At 66.7% G+C, this 20035-nt stretch carries 19 protein-coding genes; 11 read left to right on the top strand and 8 right to left on the bottom strand.

What is annotated here, in order from left to right; translation table 11 throughout:
- Window positions 1–29 precede the first annotated feature (29 nt).
- The 4 genes from A3OM_RS0114535 to A3OM_RS0114520 all read right to left on the bottom strand — a co-directional run bounded on the left by A3OM_RS0114535 (window position 30) and on the right by A3OM_RS0114520 (window position 2743).
- Window positions 30–785: a F0F1 ATP synthase subunit A gene (locus A3OM_RS0114535; protein ID WP_018044492.1), complete on the bottom strand. Its 756-nt coding sequence runs from the start codon at window positions 783–785 to the stop codon at window positions 30–32.
- A gap of 82 nt (window positions 786–867) precedes the next feature.
- The gene (locus A3OM_RS24060; RefSeq protein ID WP_051074328.1) at window positions 868–1263 is read right to left on the bottom strand and encodes an AtpZ/AtpI family protein; all 396 of its coding nucleotides are present in this window, start codon (window positions 1261–1263) and stop codon (window positions 868–870) included.
- Between the two features lie 204 nt (window positions 1264–1467).
- A complete protein-coding gene (locus A3OM_RS0114525; protein WP_026176049.1) occupies window positions 1468–2121 on the bottom strand; it encodes a DsbA family protein in 654 nt (217 codons plus the stop codon).
- A gap of 130 nt (window positions 2122–2251) precedes the next feature.
- Entirely contained in the window at window positions 2252–2743 is a 492-nt protein-coding gene (locus tag A3OM_RS0114520) for a DciA family protein (RefSeq protein WP_018044489.1), read from the bottom strand.
- 136 nt (window positions 2744–2879) lie between these two features.
- Here A3OM_RS0114520 and mutY point away from each other — a divergent pair, with 136 nt between their 5' ends.
- Together mutY and A3OM_RS24055 are read left to right on the top strand one after the other, a co-directional pair.
- Window positions 2880–4196: an A/G-specific adenine glycosylase gene (mutY, locus tag A3OM_RS0114515; RefSeq protein ID WP_026176048.1), complete on the top strand. Its 1317-nt coding sequence runs from the start codon at window positions 2880–2882 to the stop codon at window positions 4194–4196.
- A gap of 193 nt (window positions 4197–4389) precedes the next feature.
- Entirely contained in the window at window positions 4390–5622 is a 1233-nt protein-coding gene (locus A3OM_RS24055; RefSeq protein ID WP_018044487.1) for a calcium-binding protein, read from the top strand.
- A gap of 17 nt (window positions 5623–5639) precedes the next feature.
- On the opposite strand, the gene A3OM_RS0114505 is transcribed toward A3OM_RS24055, so the two are convergent.
- On the bottom strand, window positions 5640–6833 hold the full coding sequence (locus A3OM_RS0114505; RefSeq protein WP_026176047.1) for a site-specific DNA-methyltransferase: 1194 nt from the start codon (window positions 6831–6833) through the stop codon (window positions 5640–5642).
- A 646-nt stretch (window positions 6834–7479) separates the two neighbouring features.
- Between A3OM_RS0114505 and A3OM_RS0114500 the strand changes: the two genes are divergently transcribed.
- From A3OM_RS0114500 to A3OM_RS24050, 6 genes are all read left to right on the top strand, one after another.
- Window positions 7480–7785, top strand: coding sequence for a septal ring lytic transglycosylase RlpA family protein (locus tag A3OM_RS0114500; protein WP_018044485.1), 306 nt, complete (start codon window positions 7480–7482; stop codon window positions 7783–7785).
- A gap of 213 nt (window positions 7786–7998) precedes the next feature.
- A complete protein-coding gene (locus tag A3OM_RS0114495; RefSeq protein ID WP_018044484.1) occupies window positions 7999–8316 on the top strand; it encodes a polyhydroxyalkanoic acid system family protein in 318 nt (105 codons plus the stop codon).
- Window positions 8317–8398: 82 nt separating this feature from the next.
- Entirely contained in the window at window positions 8399–8629 is a 231-nt protein-coding gene (locus A3OM_RS25295; RefSeq protein WP_081612672.1) for a hypothetical protein, read from the top strand.
- Between the two features lie 57 nt (window positions 8630–8686).
- The gene (locus tag A3OM_RS0114490) at window positions 8687–10501 is read left to right on the top strand and encodes an ATP-binding cassette domain-containing protein (protein WP_018044483.1); all 1815 of its coding nucleotides are present in this window, start codon (window positions 8687–8689) and stop codon (window positions 10499–10501) included.
- Between the two features lie 846 nt (window positions 10502–11347).
- Window positions 11348–13336, top strand: a complete 1989-nt coding sequence (locus A3OM_RS0114485; protein ID WP_018044482.1) for a BON domain-containing protein — start codon at window positions 11348–11350, stop codon at window positions 13334–13336.
- Window positions 13337–13348: 12 nt separating this feature from the next.
- A complete protein-coding gene (locus A3OM_RS24050; RefSeq protein ID WP_018044481.1) occupies window positions 13349–13717 on the top strand; it encodes a hypothetical protein in 369 nt (122 codons plus the stop codon).
- Between the two features lie 47 nt (window positions 13718–13764).
- Here the strand turns inward: A3OM_RS24050 and A3OM_RS0114475 are convergent, their stop codons facing one another.
- Window positions 13765–16071 carry a lytic transglycosylase domain-containing protein gene (locus tag A3OM_RS0114475; protein WP_018044480.1) on the bottom strand — a complete coding sequence of 769 codons (2307 nt, stop codon included), beginning with the start codon at window positions 16069–16071 and terminating at the stop codon, window positions 13765–13767.
- Between the two features lie 185 nt (window positions 16072–16256).
- Here A3OM_RS0114475 and dapA point away from each other — a divergent pair, with 185 nt between their 5' ends.
- Entirely contained in the window at window positions 16257–17156 is a 900-nt protein-coding gene (dapA, locus tag A3OM_RS0114470) for a 4-hydroxy-tetrahydrodipicolinate synthase (protein ID WP_018044479.1), read from the top strand.
- A gap of 137 nt (window positions 17157–17293) precedes the next feature.
- Window positions 17294–17767 (top strand): SsrA-binding protein SmpB, encoded by a 474-nt coding sequence (gene smpB, locus A3OM_RS0114465; RefSeq protein WP_018044478.1) that lies wholly within the window; start codon window positions 17294–17296, stop codon window positions 17765–17767.
- Between the two features lie 220 nt (window positions 17768–17987).
- Here smpB and A3OM_RS26150 read toward each other — a convergent pair whose 3' ends face one another.
- Complete coding sequence (locus A3OM_RS26150) at window positions 17988–18245, bottom strand: hypothetical protein (RefSeq protein WP_043764339.1); 258 nt, start codon at window positions 18243–18245, stop codon at window positions 17988–17990.
- A gap of 81 nt (window positions 18246–18326) precedes the next feature.
- On the opposite strand from A3OM_RS26150, the gene A3OM_RS24040 reads away from it, so the two are divergent.
- Window positions 18327–18950 (top strand): prephenate dehydrogenase/arogenate dehydrogenase family protein, encoded by a 624-nt coding sequence (locus A3OM_RS24040; protein ID WP_018044476.1) that lies wholly within the window; start codon window positions 18327–18329, stop codon window positions 18948–18950.
- A 63-nt stretch (window positions 18951–19013) separates the two neighbouring features.
- Here the strand turns inward: A3OM_RS24040 and A3OM_RS0114455 are convergent, their stop codons facing one another.
- Window positions 19014–19712, bottom strand: coding sequence for an NYN domain-containing protein (locus A3OM_RS0114455; protein ID WP_018044475.1), 699 nt, complete (start codon window positions 19710–19712; stop codon window positions 19014–19016).
- Window positions 19713–20035 lie beyond the last annotated feature (323 nt).

The following is a 20035-nucleotide window of genomic DNA, read 5'->3' as shown; positions in this document are numbered from 1 at the left end:
CCGGGGACGGAAGGGGATACCGCCGGGGCCTAGTGGCCGGGGTGGAGGGCGTCGCTGAGGTAGATCGAGGCGAGCGTCGCGAAGACGTAGGCCTGCAGACCGGCGACAAGGAACTCGAGGGCCGTCACCGCGACGCTGAGAGCCAGCGGCAGCGGCGAGATCGCACCCCAGGCGCCCGCGGCGAGGAGCGCCGGAACGAAGCCCGCGAAGATCTTGAGGGCGATGTGGCCGGCGAGCACGTTGGCGAAGAGACGCACCGCGAGGCTGATCGGCCGCGAGACGAAGGAGACGATCTCGATGGCGACGATCATCGGCATCAGCCAGCCCGGCACGCCGGAGGGCACGAACACCTTCAGGAACTTCGTGCCGTGGGCCATGAAGCCATAGACGATGACGGTGGTGATCACGAGGAGCGCCAGCGCAAAAGTCACGATGATGTGGCTTGTCACGGCGAACGCATAGGGGATCATGCCGAACATGTTCAGGACGAGGACGAACATGAACAGGGAGAAGATCAGCGGCATGAACCGCTCGGACCCGTGCCCGGCCGACTGACGGAGGGTCGATCCGATGAACTCGTAGAACACCTCGGCCACGGACTGCATCCGGCCCGGCACCACCGAGCGCTGCGCCGTCGCCACGATCGTGATCAGCGCGATGATCCCGACAGCGGCGAACATGTACAGCGCCGACTGGGTGAACGCGATTTCCTGATTGCCGATATGACCGAAGGATACGAGCGGCTTGAGCTCGAACTGGTGGATCGGATCCATCTTTACGGCCATTGCCGCTACCGTCCTTCTGTCCACGAGCGGGCGAGATGCCCGCTTTGCCTCAGGACCGCTCGAAAGCGGCAAAATTCGCCTGTCAGGACCGTTCCCGATCCCGGTTCTTGTCGACCGCGCTTTTCGCGACCGGCCTCGAGAGCGAGCCCGAGACACGCATGACGTTATAGACGCCGGTTGCGAAGCCCAGCATGATCAGAACGATCAGACCCCAGGGCTTCGTCCCCAGAAACTGATCGCACAACCAGCCGAGAATGCCTCCGGCGAGGACACCGGCGATGAACTCCGTGGAGAGTCGCATCGCCAGACCCAAGGATGACGCCCCGTTGGAGGCACCGGCACCCGGCAAGGGGCGGGAAGGAGCGGCGGGCCGCTTCTCCTCGATCCGCCTCTCGAGATGCTTCAGTCTCGCCGAGAGATCCTCGTCCGGCTTCTGCCGTCCATCTCCATTCCCATCCCCTGCGTCGTTACCGCTCACGGCGAAAACTCACATTGGCGAGAGTGGAGGGAACCGGCCTGAAAACCCCGTCAAGCGCGGCGCACCATAGTTTCGCCTATCTTGAGTGTCAAGGCGCGCCGAATAGACTCTAAGTTGCTGTAATATATAGATAAACATGCCCTTGCGGCGATCCTGCGGGATGCGCCCGGTGCATGAAGGGCAAGCGGCGGCCAAGCTTGGGTCTCAGGCGCCCAGAATCGGCTTGATGACCTTCTCCATCCCGTCGATCGTCATCTCACCCTTGAAGCGCTCGCCATTGATGAAGAAGGTCGGCGTCGAGTCGACCTTGAAGGTGTCGAGCCCCTTCTGCTTCACCGCGTTCACGGCGGCGTAGAGCTTCTGATCCTTGAGACAGGTCTCGAATTTCTCCTTCGAGAATCCGGCCTGCCGCAACATCTGCTCCAGGGCATCCACCGGCGATTGCGGCTTCTGCACGTAGGCCCAGCCCTGCTGCTGGTCGAACAGCAGATCGGTGATGGGATAGTATTTCGCGTCGCCATCGCAGCGGGCCAGCATGAAGGCTGCGGTCGCCAGCGGATCGAGCGGGAATTCACGCAAGGTGAAGCGCACCTTGCCGGTGTCGATGTAGCGCTCCTTCAAAGCCGGCCAGGTGTTCTTGTGGAACGCGGCGCAGTGGGAGCAGGTCATCGAAGCATATTCGATGATCGTCACCTTGGCGTCCTTCGGACCCAGCCAGACGTCGCCGAGGGGGCCCGGCTCCATGAGGGAAGCGAGGTTCGCATCCTGGGCGAAGGCGTCGAGGGTCAGCCGGGGCAGGAGCGCGGCTGCGCCGATCGCCATGCCGGTGAGTTTCAAGGTGTCGCGACGGGTGATCATGATGTCGACGGGCTCCGCTCGCAGATCCGATCCATGCGGCTTGCGGTAGAGACCCGCGGACAATCTGACAAGACGCGACAGGCGGCTCCGCTTCCATGCGCCGCGACAAGCGCGGGGCCGAATGCGGGATTCAGCCCGATCGCGGCAGTGCGGAGGCGACGATCGCCACACCGAGCCTGTCGAGCGCATCGCGCAGCGCATCGTCGTCGATGGAGGAGACCGCCAACGCGACTTCGCCACGCCTCACCGGATCGAGGGGCGGCACGACCCGCTTGCGAACGGCCTGATGAACGCGCCCCTGCTTGAGGACGAGCTTGCCGATGCAGGCCCAGCCATAATGGGCGTTGATGCGCTGGATCACCACGGGAGCCAGATGCTGCAATTCCAGGGCGAAGACGCCCTCCACCCGCACCACGAGCGTGCCTGGATCCGGCCGACCCTGCTCCTCGCGGCGGGCGCGGCGGGGCCATTCGAGCTTCGAGGGCTGGCAGAAACGGGCGAGGCGTTCGCCGACAATATCGGGCCAGGCCGCGAGGATATCGGTGGAGGCGAACCCCTGCGCGGCGAAAGCCGGTCCGATGCAGGTCTCGATCAGCTCGGCGAGGGGTTTGATGCGGGCCATGAGCTCCGAGAGCTTCCGATGCGGGCGGACGCCGCATGATAGCGTGAACGGCGCCGGCTTTCGAATGCTTTGATCGTTCGCGGCCACCCTGTATGGACGGGCGCCCAACACGCCGGATCTCATGTCGCGGGATTTCATGTCACCGGACTTCACGGCAGCGACGGGGGCATCCGCCCGAGGCCCGCGAGCCACCGACCTCCTCGCCTGGTACGACAGGCATCGCCGTGTGCTGCCGTGGCGTGCCTTGCCGGGCGAGACGCCCGACCCCTATCGGGTCTGGCTGTCCGAGGTGATGCTGCAGCAGACCACGATCGCGGCGGTCAAACCCTATTTCGAGCGCTTTCTCGAACGCTTCCCCTCCGTGGAGGCCCTCGCGGCGGCGCCGGAGGAGAGCGTCATGGCGGCTTGGGCCGGCCTCGGCTATTACTCCCGCGCCCGCAACCTCCATGCCTGCGCCAAGGCGGTCGCGGAAGCCGGCGTCTTTCCCGACACGCTCGACGGCTTGCGCAAGCTGCCCGGCATCGGCGCCTATACGGCCGGCGCCATCGCGGCGATCGCCTTCGACAGGCAGGAAGCGGCAGTGGACGGCAATGTCGAGCGGGTGGTGACCCGGCTGTTCGCCATCGAGACGCCGATCCCCGCCGCGCGCCCCGAGATCCGACTGCTGACGCAGAGCCTCGTGCCGGTGGAACGGCCGGGCGACTTCGCTCAAGCGCTGATGGATCTCGGCTCCACGATCTGCACGCCGAAGCGCCCCGCCTGTGCCCTATGCCCGTGGATGACGCCCTGCGAGGCTCGGACGCTGGGGATGCAGGAGACGTTCCCGCGCAAGATCAAAAAGGCGAAGGGCATCGAGCGCCGTGGCGCAGCCTTCGTCGCGATCCGCAGCGGCGACGAGGCGGTGCTGCTGCGGACCCGCCCCCCGGAAGGGCTCCTCGGCGCCATGGCGGAGCCTCCGACCAGTGCATGGGAGGGCGGCTACGACGTTGCCCAGGCCCTGCTCGACGCTCCGTTGGACGCGCGCTGGAAGCGACTGCCCGGCGCAGTCCGCCACATCTTCACGCATTTCCCCCTGGAACTGACCGTCTTCGTCGCCCGCGTCGGCCTCGGCACGACGGCGCCCGACGGCATGCGCTTCACACCCCGGCGCGACCTCGATGAAGAGCCGTTGCCGGGCGTCATGAAGAAGGTGCTCGCCCATGCCTTCGATCCGAAACCCGAGGCGGTGAAGGTTCCGCGCGGGCGACCGCGCAAGGAGCCCCAGCCGGCGCCCCTCCTGGCCATGGCGGAACCAGCCCCCGAACCGGCGCCGAGCTTTCGTCCGGCCCCGAAGCCGACGCCACGGATTCAGCCGGTACGCCTGTCCGAGGAGGAGGGGGAGCCGGAGGCACACGATGCCCTGCCGCCTCCAGCACCGCGCAAACGGTCCCGTGGACCCGCGCGGCGCACGTAAACCGCAACGTCCGGTAGCACCTGGATGGAATAGTCTCGTTTTTCGCATCGTGCCGAGCGACTCGATGAAGCTTTCATACCGCACAGGACGAAAAATCGATTGGACAGCCTGCCGAGCTATCGCGACGGAGATTGCGGTTTGGCACGAAATCCGGCCTCGATCGTGACGTTGATTCGGAGGATCATCGAGATCAATGACGACGTTTACTTGTTACGGCCCCGGCGACGCACGGACACTCGATATCTACGATTTCATCAAGGGCAACCCGTTCTTTTCGAACCAGTCGGCGACGTCCTTCAGCGTCTTCTACAACGGCGGCACCGTGTCGGTCTTTACGGGCTTCGGCTTCACCTATGACCCATCGACCGGAGCGGCCGTCACAGGCACCACGACCTCCGGAACCCGCTACGTCGACAACAAGCCCTTCGCGACGATGTCCGACGTCAGCATCACGATGGAGCAGGCGGGCATCTACATTTCGTGGAACAACCCGGAAGCGGTGAACCGGGACGTCTTCAAGGGCAACGACACCATCCATGGCTCCGTCTACGGCGATTACCTCGACGGCTGGGGCGGGTCGGACAAACTCTACGGCGGCAAGGGCAACGATACGTTCGTCATCGATCAGGTCGGCGACAAGGCCTTCGAGGCGGCAGGCGAGGGGACCGGCGATCTCGTCCGCGCCTCGGTGACCTATTCGCTCAACGGCCAGGAGGTGGAACATCTTACGCTGACCGGCACGGGCAACATCAACGGCACCGGAAACGCGCTGGCCAACACCATCACCGGCAACTCCGGCAACAACGTCCTCAACGGCGTCACCGGCAAGGACAAGCTGATCGGCGGAGCCGGGAACGACACCTACATCACCGACGGCGGGGATACGATCAAGGAAACGTCGGCCTCCGGTGGCATCGACCTCGTCAAGAGTTCGGCGACGCTGACCCTGGGGTCGTATGTCGAGAACCTCACGCTGACCGGATCGGCCACGATCGACGGCACCGGGAACACCCTGGCGAACGTTGTCACGGGCAATGCCGCCACCAACGTCATCGACGGCAAGGCCGGGGCCGACATCCTGAAGGGCGGAGCCGGCACCGATACGTTTGTGTTCAGCACGGCTTTGGGCGCGTCGAACGTCGATCACATCGGGGATTTCGTCGTCGCCGACGATTCGATCCGGCTATCGCAGTCCATCTTCGCAACGCTGACGGCGAACGCGACGACGCACATCCTCACGGCCAGCGAATTCAGGGATGTCACGGCCGCCGGCACGAAGCTCGATGCGAACGACCACATCCTCTACAATCACGATACCGGAGCGCTGTCCTACGATGCCGACGGAAAGGGCGCCGGCGCTGCCGTGCAATTCGCGGTCCTCGATAACCATCCGACGCTGACCTATCGCGACTTCCTCGTCGCTTAGGCGATGGACCGGCGGCGTCAGGCCGCCGACCCCATCGCGGCCCGCATCCGGCCCCGGAACACGTCGATCAGGACGCGCTTGCCGTCGCGCTCGGCGTGCCAGAAATCCCAGCCGTTGCAGGAGGGGAAGCCCTGGACGAGGGCGCCGATCTTGTGGATCGAACCCATGGCCGGCCCGACCATCAGCGTCCCGTCGGGACGCACGACGGCTTCGTGGCGACCGCGCGCATCGGTGAGGATCTCACCCGCGCGGATATGGCCGGCCTCGATCACGCTGAGGAAGGCGACGCGCGGCTCGGCGCGCTTGGTCGGGGCGACGAGGAGGGCAGCCTTGGACAGGGGCTCCACGGCGTCGATCCGGGCGCGGGCCGCCTCGGCATAGACCGTCTCGCGCTCGATGCCGATGAAGCGCCGGCCGAGCCGCTTGGCGACGGCCCCGGTGGTGCCCGTGCCGAAGAACGGGTCGAGCACCACGTCGCCGGCATTCGTCGCCGAGAGCAGGGTCCGGGCGAGCAGGGCTTCGGGCTTCTGGGTCGGGTGGACCTTCTGGCCGTCGGCGCCTTTCAGGCGCTCGTCGCCGGTGCAGAGCGGGATGAACCAGTCCGAACGCATCTGGACGTCGTCGTTACCGCCCTTCAGCGCCTCGTAATGGAAGGTGTAGCCCTTCGATTCCGCCGAGCGGGACGCCCAGATCAGGGTTTCATGGGCATTGGTGAAGCGCTTGCCGCGGAAGTTCGGCATCGGGTTGGCTTTCCGCCAGACGATGTCGTTGAGGATCCAGAACCCGAGGTCCTGAAGCACCGAGCCGACGCGAAAAATGTTGTGGTAGGAGCCGATGACCCAGAGGGTGGCGTTCGGCTTCATCACCCGGCGGGCGGCGGTGAGCCAGGCACGGGTGAACTCGTCATAGGCAGCGAAGCTCGAGAACTGGTCCCAGGCGTCGTCGACGGCGTCGACCCGGCTCTGGTCGGGCCGCAACAGCGAGCCGTCCCCGAGTTGGAGATTGTAGGGCGGGTCGGCAAAGACGCAGTCGACGCTTGCCGCCGGGAGGGCGTTCATGGCGGCGATGCAATCCCCGACGAGGATTTCGTCGAGGGGGAGACGCTGGGCGGCGGGTACGAGACCCATCCGCGGCGCCGACACGAGTCGCCCGGTACGCGAGACACTTTTCCGGGCGACGGTGTCGGCAACCGCGGTACGCAGGGAAGCCATGGCAAACACCGGTTACGCGACTGACCGGCAGACCATGGGGCCGTTAACGTAAAGGGCGGGTTGCCGGGGTGCAGACAATGCGTCTCGATTTGGGGCTGCAGATTTTGCCTACCCGCTCCGATACTGACGAATTTCCATCTCTTGCTTGATCGATTTAACTATTCGTTCACCCTGAAATAACGGCCGAACGTAGATCAAGCAGCCAATTGCGAGTTCGACTTGGAGGTTCGTCCGAGCCCGTCGCGGATGCCTTCAGCCCGCACGTGCCCCATCGGCAGCGCGTCCGGAATCGTCGGGGTCACGGGCGACGCGCGTCTCCCATGCACGACGCGCCGGGTTACGGCGCTGTCTCGCCATCGATGTGGCGGGGGCCGTGACGGCGTTGGAGAACGCGACCAAACCTGTCGACGACCGCCTTCCTCCGCTCTCAATATAGAATTTCAGCGCACATCTGATTTGCAAGATATTTAGATTTTATTCACACATTCTGAGACCGTCGGAGGCTAATGAAGGCAGGTCCCGCCACATTCTACTGATCTCATTTCAGCCTTCATTGGCTCTATGTTCCGCGGCCTCTGCAACAGCAAAGGGAATGCGGATGAATATGAAGCCTGTTCGTTGGACCGCTGCCGCTCTTGGAACCGCCATGTCTCTCGCCGCGCTCAGTGCACCGGCCGCAGCCCAATCCGGCGCGGCCTCCTGGTACGGCAGCGGCCGCAAAACGGCGAATGGCGAGCGCTTCAATCCGAATGGGATGACCGCCGCCCATCGCAGCCTGCCGTTCGGCACCCGTGTCCGGGTCGAGAACAAGCGCAACGGCCGCTCGGTGGTGGTGCGCATCAACGATCGCGGACCTTTCGTGCGCGGCCGGATCATCGATCTCGCCAAGGGCTCTGCCCGAGCGCTCGGCATGGGCGGCACGACCTACGTCTCGCTCAAGGTCGTGAACTGATGCGGAACCCGTGAGATCATGGGCATGCCAGAGGATGGCGGTGCCGGGTCGCGACGACGTGCGGCATGCCTCATCCTCCTGACGCCGCATGGTGATTCCGCGCGAGGCGGGTTTCACTGCCGCGCTTGATCGACTAAGGGGCCGGTCGCCGTTGCATGGATGGCGATCGGCCCCATCTTGACGGCTGGATGCGTGTTTGAGGATGGTCCCCCCATGGCAAAGCCCCTGATCGTCGAGATTCCCCACGAGATCGGTCCCGTCGAGGCGAAACGGCGGATCTCGAACGGGCTGGACAAGGCGAAGGCGGCCTGCGCCAAGGCCGGAATCAATGTCGAGCACATGACCTGGACGGACGACCGCCTGAACTTCGCCATGTCGGCCATGGGCCAGAAGGTGGACGGCGAGGTCGACGTCCTTCCCGAGACGGTCCGTATCGAAGTGCGCCTGCCGATGCTGCTGGCTCTGTTCGCCGAGCGGATGAAGAAGATCATCGGCAAGGAAGGCAACCAGCTCCTGATCAAGAAGGGCTGAGGAGCGCCCTCGGGGGAACGGCAACGGGCACTCGCCCGTTTCCAGCCCTCTCCCGAAACCTCGCGAGCAGGTGGCGTCGCCCATGTCGAATCCAGGCCCGATAGATCCCGCGCCCATCCCGGAAGCTCCGGTTCCCGATACGCCCTACGAGGCCCCTCAGACGCCGCCGCCGGCTCCTGGGCCGGATATCCCCGCGTCGACGCCGGCCGAAGCGCCCAACGAGAGCCCGACGGAGATCCCCGTGATCGACCCGAGCCCCGCTCCCGGCTCGCCCGATCCGTCGCCAACCGGCCCGGCCAACCCGACGATGTAGCCTCACGGGCAAAACCGCATTTGTTCGGGAGCGGCTGCGCTGCCATAAGCCCGCATCATGGCCGCTCCCCCGCTTCTCACCCTCCAGAACGTCGCCCTCACTTTCGGCGGCACTCCGCTGATCGAACAGGCGGATCTCGCGATCTCTCCCGGCGAACGGACTTGCCTCGTCGGCCGCAACGGTTCGGGCAAGTCGACGCTCATGAAGATCGCCTGCGGGCTCATCGAGCCCGACAAGGGCGTGCGCTTCGTCCAGCCCGGCACGACCATCCGCTACCTCGCACAGGAACCGGATTTCTCAGGGTTCACCACCACCCTGGACTTCGTCGAACACGGCCTCACCCATGGCGACGACGCCTATCGCGCCCGCTACCTGCTGGAGAGCCTGGGCCTGACCGGCGCCGAGAACCCGGCGAGCCTGTCGGGCGGGGAGGGGCGGCGCGTGGCCCTGGCTCAGGCGCTGGCACCCGAGCCCGACATCCTTCTGCTCGACGAGCCCACCAACCATCTCGACCTGCCGGCCATCGAATGGTTGGAGGCGGAATTGAAATCCGTGCGCGGCGCGCTCGTGCTCATCAGCCACGACAGGCGCTTCCTGTCCGCCCTCTCGAAGACCACCGTCTGGCTCGATCGCGGTATCACGAGGCGGATCGAGCAGGGCTTTTCCACCTTCGAGGCCTGGCGCGACGCGTTCTTCGAGGAAGAGGAGCGCGACCGGCACAAGCTCGATCGCAAGATCGCCGACGAGGAGCATTGGCTGCGCTACGGCGTCACGGCGCGCCGCAAGCGCAACGTCCGGCGGCTCGGCAACCTCCACGCCCTGCGCAAGGACCGCCGGGAGGACCGCCGCCCCGTCGGCACCGCGACGATGACCTCTACCGAGGCGGAGAGTTCCGGCGCCCTGGTGATCGAGGCCAAGAATGCCGCCAAGGCCTATGGTGAGCGCCGCATCGTCGACGATCTCTCGATCCGGGTGATGCGTGGCGACCGGCTCGGCATCGTCGGCGCCAACGGCGCCGGCAAGACCACCCTCATCAACCTGCTCACGGGACAATCGGCACCGGATTCCGGCACCGTCGCCTTGGGCACGAACCTCAAGATGATGCTCCTCGACCAGGCTCGGGCTGTACTGGACCCGTCGATGACGGTCACCGAGGTGCTCACCGGCGGTAGCGGTGACAGCGTGGTCGTCGGCGGCGTGAGCCGCCATGTGATCGGCTACCTCAAGGACTTCCTGTTCGCCCCGGAACAGGCCCGGACCCCGGTGAGGGTGCTCTCCGGCGGCGAGCGCAACCGCCTTCTCATCGCCCGGGCCCTGGCCCAGCCCGCCAACCTCCTGGTCCTCGACGAGCCCACCAACGACCTCGACCTCGAGACCCTCGACCTCCTGCAGGAGATGCTGTCCGATTATTCCGGCACGCTGATCCTGGTGAGCCACGACCGTGACTTCCTCGACCGTGTCGTCGGCAGCGTCCTCGTCAGCGAAGGGGAGGGGCGCTGGGTCGAATATGCCGGCGGCTATACCGACATGGTGACGCAGCGCGGCCAGGGCGTCGAGGCGCGCAAGAGCGCCACGGCGCCTCGCCCCGACGGCAAGGTCAAGCCGGGCCGCCTCGCCAGCACGTCCGCGGCCCCGGCGCCCAAGACGAAGATGGGGTTCAAGGACCAGCACGAGCTGAAGACCCTGCCGGAGCGAATCGCGAAGCTGCAGACAGAGATCGCCAAGCACCGCGCCGTCCTCGCCGATCCGCAGCTCTACAGCCGCAATCCGGCCCTGTTCCAGAAGGCCTCGGCGACCCTCGCGGCGGCGGAGGCCGACCTCTCGGCGGCCGAGGACCGCTGGCTGGAGTTGGAGATGCAGCGGGAAGGGTGAGGCGGGTCGCCCTACGCACCGGATGCCCGGCAGAGCGTGTCGGCTCGGGCTCCCCGCTCGGTGACGCGCCCCCCTCGACCGGGGGAAGACGGAGCGTTCACGAGACCCTCGCCCCCGATGGGACACCGGAGAACGCCGAGGCTTCCCGATCGCGGTCCCATGGCCAAGACCGTTCTCCCCGACAGGAAATTTCTTGACAAAATTCCTATTTTCTGCCCATATCCCCACACCTGCCGCCCGGCAAAGGGGGCCTGTCCGGTGACCGACCGGGTGGGCCGAAAGGGGCGGTGGGGCGGTGCCTGCGTCGGTGGTCTCGGTCGCCATCGCCCCGGGCGGCGGCTCGATAGTCTGGGGGCTCGGATGGGGGCGCGGTAGGTCGGGAGTTAAATGCCCCGGCACTGACCCCGTTCTGGGCTGCCATGATGAGGTTTGCGGCCCCTCCAATACGAGAGGGCGTGCGGGGCAAAGTCCGTTCGAACAGCCGGGCTGGGATGCAACACGACCACCTCAGGCGCGACGCAACGCGAGGACCGCTGGAGACACCGTGACGCAAAAGCAGGCCCCGGCGGGAACGCCGGAGCCTGACGGGACGCCGGGGGACCGGCAAACAATTCTAGCGCTCAATGGGTTCCGCGGCGTCCCGCGTCCCCCCTCTTGGGGCTTATCTTGGGTTTTCTCTTGGGCCATGCCCCCGGCGCTGTCGCGCGCGGGGGTGAAGGCATATGGACAAGGAAGGGGCGGCGATCGATGGGAATGAGCCTGCGGCGTCTTCAAGATGCCGCGAAGCGGGTGTCTGGTGGCGGCCGATCCCCGAGGTTCGCATTGCCCGCCCTCCCGCCCCCCCCCTTGCTCCGGAAATTCGGCTGGGCCGTCGGTCTGCCCGGACTGGCGCTCATCGTCGGCGTCGCGACGCCGTTCCTCGCCAGCCGCGCGGAGCGGCGGCTCGACGAGACCGCCGGCCCGGTCGTGCGTGCGACGGCCGAGACGGGGTTGGAGCCCTGGCTGCGCCTGAACGTGCGGGGCCGTGACCTCATCGCCACCGGAGAGGCGCCGAACGAGGCCGGGCGCGTCGCTGCTCTCGACAGGCTCAAGCGCCTGCCCGGCCTGCGCCACGTGGTCGGGCGTATCGGTATCGTCGAGGATGCCTCTCCCTTCGTCTGGACGGCGACGCGCACGAGCCCGGAGCGGATCGAACTGACCGGCAACCGTCCTGTCGAGATCGGCCCGCGGGCGCTTGCCGCGAAGCTCGCCCCGGAACTTCCCTACGAGACCAGGATCGTCGATCAGGCCAAAGCCGCGCGCGGGGCACCGCCGGACTTTTCCACCGCTTCCGCCTTCGCGCTCGAACAACTGAAGCCGCTGGCTCCAGGCGCCAGCGCCACCATCGCCGACACCACCGTGTCGCTCAGCGGCGAGGCATCGACGGTGGCCGATTACGAGGCCGTCCGGCAGGCCTTGGCCCATCCTCCGACCGGCTTCACCATGGGCAAGGTCGACATCCGGCCGGCGGCCACCCCCGATTTCCGGTTTGCGGTGACCCGCGAGCGCGGCGGCAACCTCGTCCTTTCGGGCAATGTCGTCTCGGAGACGGCACGCGAGGAGATCCGCGCCATGGCCGACGACGCAGCCGATGGCACCACGGTGGACGACCGGATGCAGACCGCCCGTGGTCTCGCGGATGGGATCGATCCGACCACGCTCGGCCGCTTCGCCTTCCGGCTTTCCTCGCTGTTGCAGGATGGCAGCGTCACCTATGCCGACTCGCGCCTGTCGGTCTCGGGGACCGCCCTCGACGGGCAGGCCATCGGCGAGATCGACGCCCTTTTGCGCGACGAGCGACCGTCCGGCACCAGGGCCGGGCCGGTCGATCTCGCCGCCATGCCGCTCTCGCCCTATCGCTTCATGGTCCGGCGCGAGAGCGATGCGGTGACGCTGACCGGGCACCTTCCCGACGGCGCTACGCGCGACCGTATCCTGGCGACGCTGCGACCGCGCTTCTTCCGCGAACGCATCGTCGACAAGAGCCGCATCGCCGAGGGCGCACCGCCCAACCTCATCGGCGCCGTCGAGGCCGGCATCACCAGCCTCGCCATGCTCGCCACCGGCGACCTCCGCCTCTCGGACAGGAGGCTCGCCCTGACCGGCGACAGCCTCTACCGCGAGAGTGCCGGTCGGTTCGAGGCCGATCTCGCCCGGCGGATGCCGGCCGGCTGGCAGGCGCAGGCCGAGGTGAAGCCGCCGCCCGGCACGACCCTGGACGACCCGGCGGCCTGCCGGAATTCGTTCGACCGCGCGACAAACGGGAGCCGCCTCGTCTTCGCACCCGGCGGCGTCACCCTGAGAGCGGAGTTCTATCCGACCCTCGACGCAGTGGCCTCGGCGGCGAAAGCCTGCCCCGGTCTGCGCATCGAGGTGACGGGTCATAGCGACCCGGCCGGTGCCGCGAGCGCACCGAAACCCGCCCTGGACGCGGGCGTGGAGAACACCTCTTCGGTCGATTCGGGAAAGTCTCGGGACGCCGACAAGGCCTCGAAGCCGGTGGTCGCGAAGGCCGACAAGCCTAATACGAAGCCCGCCGATCCCAAGCCCGCCTCTGTGAAGGACGGCAAGGACAAGGCGGCGAAGGACAAGGCGGCAAAGGAAAAGGAGGCCGGGACGGAGGCCCCGAAAGAGGCGAAACCGGCGGAGCCTGAACCCGACATCGCTCGACAGCGGGCGCTTGTGGTCGTCGAGTATCTGCTCCAGGCCGGCATCCCGGCGGACAGGATCGTCGCCGCGCCCGCCGGCCGCGCCAATGCCACCGGGCAGGGCGTCGGCCTCGCCCTGCGCTCCTGAGAGATCGTCCCGATGCTCCTGCTGTTGACGATTCTCTGGCCCGCGCTCGCCGCCAGCCTCGCGCTGGGCACCGCCATCGGATGGCACTTCGGACCGCCACGCGACCGGCTTTCGACCGCCATCGGGCTCGGACTCGGATCCGGGGCGGTTGCGCTCGCCGGGCTCGCTTTCAGCGGGGTCGTACCGGGCCGCCCAGGCTTCTGGGTGGAGAGCGCGGCGCTGAACCTGGCGGCCTACCTCGTCGGCGCCGGGACCGGAGCCCTGGCGAGACTGGCCCGTCCGTCGCCGCCGAGGGCGTCGGGCCTCGACGGTGTCGGCGGCTCCCCCGACCGCCTCGCTCCATCACCTCGACCCACTGCCAGTGCCGAGCGGAGGCTTTGAGGGAAAGCTTCGGGATGAGATGGGTCGGGGGAGGATACCCCCTCCGCTCACCGCGCCCCGCGCTGAAGGTCCCCTTCGATCAGCAAGGCGCTCTTGCCTTCCAGCCGGCTGCGATAGACCTGCAGGTTCTCCATCACGCGCTGGACGTAGTTGCGGGTCTCGGTGAAGGGGATGCGCTCGACCCAGTCGATGGGATCGACCCCGGTCCGGCGCGGATCGCCATAGGCGTCGATCCACTTCTTCACGTTGCCGCCGCCGGCATTGTAGGAGGCGAAGGCGAGGATGTAGGAGCCGCGCCAATCCTCCATCAGCTCCCCGAGATGGGCCTGGCCGAGGCGGGCGTTGTAGGCGGGATCGCTGGTGAGGCGGTCCTGGTCGTAGGAGGCGCTGACCCGCCGCGCCGTGCGCTGGGCGGTGGCCGGCATCATCTGCATCAGCCCGCGGGCGCCGACGCTGGATTGGGCGCGGGGATCGAACTGGCTTTCCTGGCGGGCGATGGCGAAGACCATGGCCTTCTCCACAAGTGGAACGGCGGCGGAGGCCTCGTAATCGGGAATGCCGATGGTCGGGTAGGCATGGGCGTCGAGGGGCAATCCGCGCTGGACCGCGAGCTTGCCGATGGCCACGAGGGCGCGGGAATTTCTCACATCGACGGCGAGGTTGCCGAGCGCGCTGATTTCGGCCGGGTTGGTCAAGCGGTTCGCCGTGTCGATGTAGAGCGGCAGCGCCAGATCCTTGAGCGAGGCCGCCTCCAGCATCCGCAGGGCCCGCGTGGTCAGGCGGTTCTCGAACGCCGTCGCGGCGGCGGGCTCGAGTTCCGAGACGACGCGCAGCGGCAGGCTCGCCTGTCCGAGCTTCGCCCGGGCGAGTTGCCCGTAATAGGCGATGGGCTGGAGCGCCGCGCGCTCGTAGAACGTCTTGGCGAGGCCGGCATCACCCGCCGCCTCGGCGGCACGGCCCTGCCAATAGGCGACACGGGCGAGCGAGATCGGCGTCTCGGCGATGGTCGCGGCCTTGGCGAAATGGCTGGAGGCCTTGGCCGGATCGTCGAGGAAGCGCAGGGCGATCCAGCCGGCATGGAACTCGGCTTCGATCCGCTTCTCCACCGTGCGGCCGCTATGGCCGGCGGCGACCTCGTAGGCGAGGCTCGGATTGCCGATGTCGATGAGCTTGCGGGCGACGATCCGGCGCTCGACCCACCATTCGTCGCCATCCACCAGGACGTCGCCGTTGGTCGGGGCGGTGGCGAGGATCGCGGCGGCCTCCACCGGCTTGTCGGCCCGGCGGAGATACTGCGCCCGCGACAGGATGTAGGACGGATCGCTGCGGAGCGACGGCGGCACGGCGTTGAGCGCGGAAGCGGCCGAGGAACTCTTGTCCTCCACGGCCCGGCGAGCCCGCACCAGGCTGGCGTAGCCGCCGCCGGCATAGGCAGCGGCCCGGCCGGCCGACTCGTAATCCTCCTTCAGGAGGGCGCGCTCCATGCGGTAGCGGTGATCGACGCGGGTGAGGACACCCGGAAAGGCGTCCATCACCTTGGTCTCGAGGGCGCGCCCGAAGGTCTCGGAGCGCCACAGGTCGCGGACCAGAGAGGCGGCGTCCTCGTCGAGGGCCTCCGCCCGGAAGGCGAGGGCGAGGGCGAACTTGCCCGGAGCGCTCGACGGACGGGTGCCCGCGAAGAAGGCGCGCACGGTCGCCGGGTTCTTGCGCTCGGTGAGAAGCGCCTCCTCGGCGCGGCGGCGCAGGAGCGGACCCGCCGGCCATTCCGGGTTCGTCCGGGTGAAGGAGACCGTGCGCTCGAAGCCGATGCCGGAGCCGGCGCGGATCGCCACCCATTCGAGAAGCGCGAGGGCGGCGGGATCGGTGAAGCCGTCGCGCAGGCGGTCGCCCTCGGACACCTTGCCGCGTCGATAGGCGTCGATGGCCTGGCGCAGAGCGGGGAGATCGACATCCGGCGCCACCTGGGCCGCGCGGGCGGGATCGGGCACCTCCGGAACGGGCGCGGCCGGAGTCATCGCCGCATCGGGAAGCGGGAAGGCGATCGGCGCTTCAGGATCGGCGGAGGCATAGGCCTTGGCGGCGGCGGGCAGGGCCTTGCTCGGCGCGGTCTCGGCGCTGCGATCGTCCAACTTCAAAGCGTCGGCCGCGACCGCATCGGTGGCGGCGGCCCGGCTGTCCGGCACGAGGACGGACGGGGCGACGGCATCGCTCGACGGCCGGGTGACGATGTCGTCCCCCTGGCCGGCCGCCACGGGGAAAACCGAGGCCGGCCCGATCCACATCGTCGTCCCCGCCAAGGCGACGGCGAGGGACACGGGGAGGGCGGCACGATAGGAGCGCGTCCAGAACGCCATGGTTCTTCCAGTCCCGTCGGATGCGGACATGCTTAAGCTGTCCCAGAGGGCATTAAGAAGTCATTAACTGCGCCGACGGACCGTTTGCGCGCGTGCAAGCGAGGCCCTATGTCTGCCCGTCCGCGAGAGCGGTGACGCGGCCGGCACACCGGCCCACCGAAAGATCGACGGCCGGGAACGCCAGGATGACCGACACCACGACCCAACGCCTCAAGGGCGCCATGACCGCCCTCGCCACGCCGTTTCGCAACGGCGCCTTCGACGAGGACGCCTTCCGCAAATTCGTGGTCTGGCAAATCGAGCAGGGCATCCATGGCCTCGTGCCCGTGGGCACCACCGGCGAGACGCCGACCCTGAGCCATGACGAGCACGACCGTGTCGTGGCCGCCTGCATCGCCGAGACCGCCGGCCGTGTGCCGGTGATCGCGGGCGCGGGCTCCAATTCCACGGCCGAGGCCGTCGAACGGGCCGTCAACGCGGAGAAGGCCGGCGCGGATGCCGTGCTCGTGGTGACGCCCTACTACAACAAGCCGACGCAGGCGGGGCTCTACGCGCATTTCAAGGCCGTCAACGACGCCATCGGCATCCCGATCATCATCTACAATATTCCCCCGCGTTCGGTAGTCGACATGAGCGTCGACACCATGGCGCGGCTGTATGAGCTCAAGAATATCGCCGGCGTGAAGGACGCCACGGCCAAGCTCGACCGTGTCAGCCTGCAACGCCAAGCCATGGGTGAAGACTTCATCCAGCTTTCGGGCGAAGATGCGACGGCGATCGGATTCAATGCGCAGGGCGGCGTCGGCTGCATCTCGGTGGTCTCGAACGTCGCACCGCGCCTCTGCGCCAAGTTGCAGGAAGCGACCCTGTCGGGCGATTACGCCACGGCTCTGCGGTTTCAGGACCAGTTGCTGCCGCTGCATGTGGGATTGTTCGCGGAATCGAACCCGTCGCCGGTGAAATATGCCCTGTCGCGGCTCGGCCACATGAGCGACGAGGTGCGCCTGCCGCTCCTCACGGTCAGCGACGCCACCAAGGGCATCGTCGACGCCGCCCTGCGCCATGCCGGCCTGATCGACGGCTGATCACCCCTCGCAGGCGAAATGCCGGCGAACCATATGAATGTCGATCGGCCGCACCGCGCGACCGATGACGGCACCAGCTTCCTTCCAGACCAGGGGTATCGGCGCGGACAGGCCGATGCCCCAGAACCGACGATGTGATGGCTCCCAAACCGCAAGACACCCGCCGCGTCGTCGCCGACAACCGCGCCGCCCGCTTCCACTACGAGATCTCGGACGTCCTTGAGGCGGGCATCGCCCTGACCGGGACGGAGGTCAAATCCCTGCGCAAGGGCAAGGCAGCCATCGGCGAGGCCTATGCCGGGCCGTCGGGCGATGAGCTGTTCCTGTTCAACGCCTACATCCCGGAATATCTCGAAGCCAACCGGTTCAACCACGAGACCAAGCGTCCACGCCGTCTGCTGCTCCACCGCAAGCAGATCAACAAGCTCATCGGCGCGACGAAGCGCGAGGGCTACACGGTGGTGCCGTTGAAGATCTACTTCAACGAGCAGGGCCGCGCGAAGATCGAACTCGGCCTCGGCCGGGGCAAGAAGCTCCACGACAAGCGCGAGAGCGCCAAGGAGCGTGACTGGGAGCGCGACCGCGCCCGGATCATGCGCGACAAGGGCTGATCGGCGCACGCTCCATTGACGGGCGATGCCCGTCCTGCCAAGACACCGCCCATGACGACGAGCCCGATCCTATCCGGATTGTATTACGCGCCGCTCCCTTAGCGGCGAGGTGCTTTGTCACGTCTCAACCGCCCCGGTCGTCGGCGGTTGACCCTCTTCCAAGCACCGCTGGCCCCTCGGCTTCATCGAGGTCAGTTCCGTGTCTTGTGTCATCTCCCCTTCATTGAGCATTCCCGTTGGGATCATCGGCTTCGGCGCATTCGGTCGGCTGATCGCCGAGCATCTCGGTCAGCATTTCCCCCTGCACGTCTACGATCCCGCCCTGCCGCAAGGCGACGATATTCAGGCATCTCACGGGATGCGCGGGGCCCCTCTCCTGGAGGGAAAGGGACAGGATCGGGTGTGCGACTTCTCCGGAGATGGACCACACCTCACCCCATGCCGCTCCTTCCAGGACAGGGAGCCCGTCGAGCCTCATGTCGAATCCGATTGCGAAGCGAGAACCGCTGGCGACCGCGTCTCCGAATCCAAGAGACTGAAGGGTGGAAGTCAAGCCGGGGTGCGGCTCGGCTCGCTCGCCGAGGCGGCTTCCTGTCCCGTCGTCGTCCTGGCCGCTCCGGTCTCCAAACTCGCCGAGGTGGTCTCCGCCATCGGACCCCACCTGCGGCCGGGCGCCCTCGTCCTCGATGTCGGTTCGGTGAAGATGGTCGCCGCGCGGATCATGGCGGACGGGTTGCCCGATCACGTCGAGATCGTCGCGACGCATCCGCTCTTCGGACCGCAGAGCGCGCGTTCGGGCGTGAAGGGGCTGAAGATCGCCGTATGTCCGATCCGGGGGAGGGGAGGCTGGCGTGCCGCGGCTTTCCTGCGCAAGCAGCTAGGCCTCGACGTCATCCTCACGGACCCGGAGGCGCACGACAGGGCCGCCGCCTCTGTCCAGGGGCTGACCCATCTCATCGCCAAGGTCTTCGTCGAGATGGAGCCGCTGCCGACCCGCATGACGACGAAGAGCTTCGACCTGCTGATGCAGGCGGTCGGCATGGTCAGGCACGATGCGCCGGAAGTCTTCGACGCGATCGAGCGCGCGAACCCCTACGCGGCGGATGTCCGCCGCCGGTTCTTCGCGCACGCCTCGCGGTTGGAAGCGGAGCTGTCGGCTCAGGGCGCGGACGCCACGGGCTGAGAGCGATGCTCCGGATCGCTGCCGAGGAGGCGGTCTGCCGCGCTTCCCCGGTGACAGATGTCGTTACTGTTCGGTCGCGTCGTCGCCCTGGCGGATACCGTAGCGGGTTTCCAGACCGGGATTGGGACGCGCCGCCGGCCGTTCGGCCACGTCGCGCGGCAGGTCTCGTGGAATGTCTCGCGGCAACTCGCGCGGACCGCGCGCCGGACCGTCGCCCTGGCTTCGGACGCCACGCTCGCCGGGGTCGCGACCGACCCGGGGAATGAGATGGACGAGGTCGACGAACTCGTCGGCCTGCCGACGAAGGTCGTCGGCAATCATGGCCGGCTGTGTTTGGATCGTCGAGACGACGGTGACGCGGACGCCGCGCCGCTGCATCGCTTCCACCAGGGAGCGGAAATCGCCGTCGCCGGAGAACAGCACCATGTGGTCGATGCGGGGCGCGAGCTCTAGGGCATCGATGGCCAGCTCGATGTCCATGTTGCCCTTGATCTTGCGACGGCCGGCGGAATCGGTGAATTCCTTGGCCGGCTTCGTCACAACGCGGTAACCGTTATAGTCGAGCCAATCGATCAGCGGACGGATCGATGAATATTCTTGATCTTCCACCATCGCGGTGTAGTAGAAAGCTCGTATCAAATTATCGCGAGCCTGAAATTCCTTGAGCAGCCGGCGATAGTCGATATCGAAACCGAGTGCCTTCGTCGCTGCATAAAGATTTGCCCCGTCTATGAACAGGGCGCTGCGCTGTTGTGCGCTCATTGAATGATCCATTTTCTCATCAGATTTTTCACATGATAAGGCAAGAAAGTCCGAAAGCTCAACGCTTCACCAGAAGACTTGCAAACCCGAATGCTTGATAACGCGAAGAATTTGATCCTAATAATCAAATCATAAATAAAACCAAGAATTAGCGGGCCACCGGAGCTACCCGCCTATCATATCCTTTGTTATTGTCCGAGCGCAGCGCTTGTCAACCATGACCTGTATGCAATCACCAGAGAAATCGAATGAAAGCTAGGTCTGCCTACAATATTCCACTTTGCGCAACTGATATGCCTAATTGCATGCCAGAAAAACGACTA

Origin of the sequence: Methylobacterium sp. 88A, from assembly GCF_000376345.1 — a bacterium.
GTDB lineage: Bacteria > Pseudomonadota > Alphaproteobacteria > Rhizobiales > Beijerinckiaceae > Methylobacterium > Methylobacterium bullatum.
Note: the sequence above shows the minus strand (reverse complement) of the source record. Positions and strands in the feature narration are given on the sequence as shown.

Bases quoted from the DNA above. Each gene is read 5' to 3' on its own strand.
- A3OM_RS0114535 (WP_018044492.1), bottom strand. From the start codon at position 785: ATGGCCGTAAAGATGGATCCGATCCACCAGTTCGAGCTCAAGCCGCTC.
- A3OM_RS0114525 (WP_026176049.1), bottom strand. From the start codon at position 2,121: ATGATCACCCGTCGCGACACCTTGAAACTCACCGGCATGGCGATCGGC.
- A3OM_RS0114520 (WP_018044489.1), bottom strand. From the start codon at position 2,743: ATGGCCCGCATCAAACCCCTCGCCGAGCTGATCGAGACCTGCATCGGA.
- mutY (WP_026176048.1), top strand. From the start codon at position 2,880: ATGTCACCGGACTTCACGGCAGCGACGGGGGCATCCGCCCGAGGCCCG.
- A3OM_RS24055 (WP_018044487.1), top strand. From the start codon at position 4,390: ATGACGACGTTTACTTGTTACGGCCCCGGCGACGCACGGACACTCGAT.
- A3OM_RS0114505 (WP_026176047.1), bottom strand. From the start codon at position 6,833: ATGGCTTCCCTGCGTACCGCGGTTGCCGACACCGTCGCCCGGAAAAGT.
- A3OM_RS0114500 (WP_018044485.1), top strand. From the start codon at position 7,480: ATGTCTCTCGCCGCGCTCAGTGCACCGGCCGCAGCCCAATCCGGCGCG.
- A3OM_RS0114495 (WP_018044484.1), top strand. From the start codon at position 7,999: ATGGCAAAGCCCCTGATCGTCGAGATTCCCCACGAGATCGGTCCCGTC.
- A3OM_RS25295 (WP_081612672.1), top strand. From the start codon at position 8,399: ATGTCGAATCCAGGCCCGATAGATCCCGCGCCCATCCCGGAAGCTCCG.
- A3OM_RS0114490 (WP_018044483.1), top strand. From the start codon at position 8,687: ATGGCCGCTCCCCCGCTTCTCACCCTCCAGAACGTCGCCCTCACTTTC.
- A3OM_RS24050 (WP_018044481.1), top strand. From the start codon at position 13,349: ATGCTCCTGCTGTTGACGATTCTCTGGCCCGCGCTCGCCGCCAGCCTC.
- A3OM_RS0114475 (WP_018044480.1), bottom strand. From the start codon at position 16,071: ATGGCGTTCTGGACGCGCTCCTATCGTGCCGCCCTCCCCGTGTCCCTC.
- dapA (WP_018044479.1), top strand. From the start codon at position 16,257: ATGACCGACACCACGACCCAACGCCTCAAGGGCGCCATGACCGCCCTC.
- smpB (WP_018044478.1), top strand. From the start codon at position 17,294: ATGGCTCCCAAACCGCAAGACACCCGCCGCGTCGTCGCCGACAACCGC.
- A3OM_RS26150 (WP_043764339.1), bottom strand. From the start codon at position 18,245: ATGAGGCTCGACGGGCTCCCTGTCCTGGAAGGAGCGGCATGGGGTGAG.
- A3OM_RS0114455 (WP_018044475.1), bottom strand. From the start codon at position 19,712: ATGAGCGCACAACAGCGCAGCGCCCTGTTCATAGACGGGGCAAATCTT.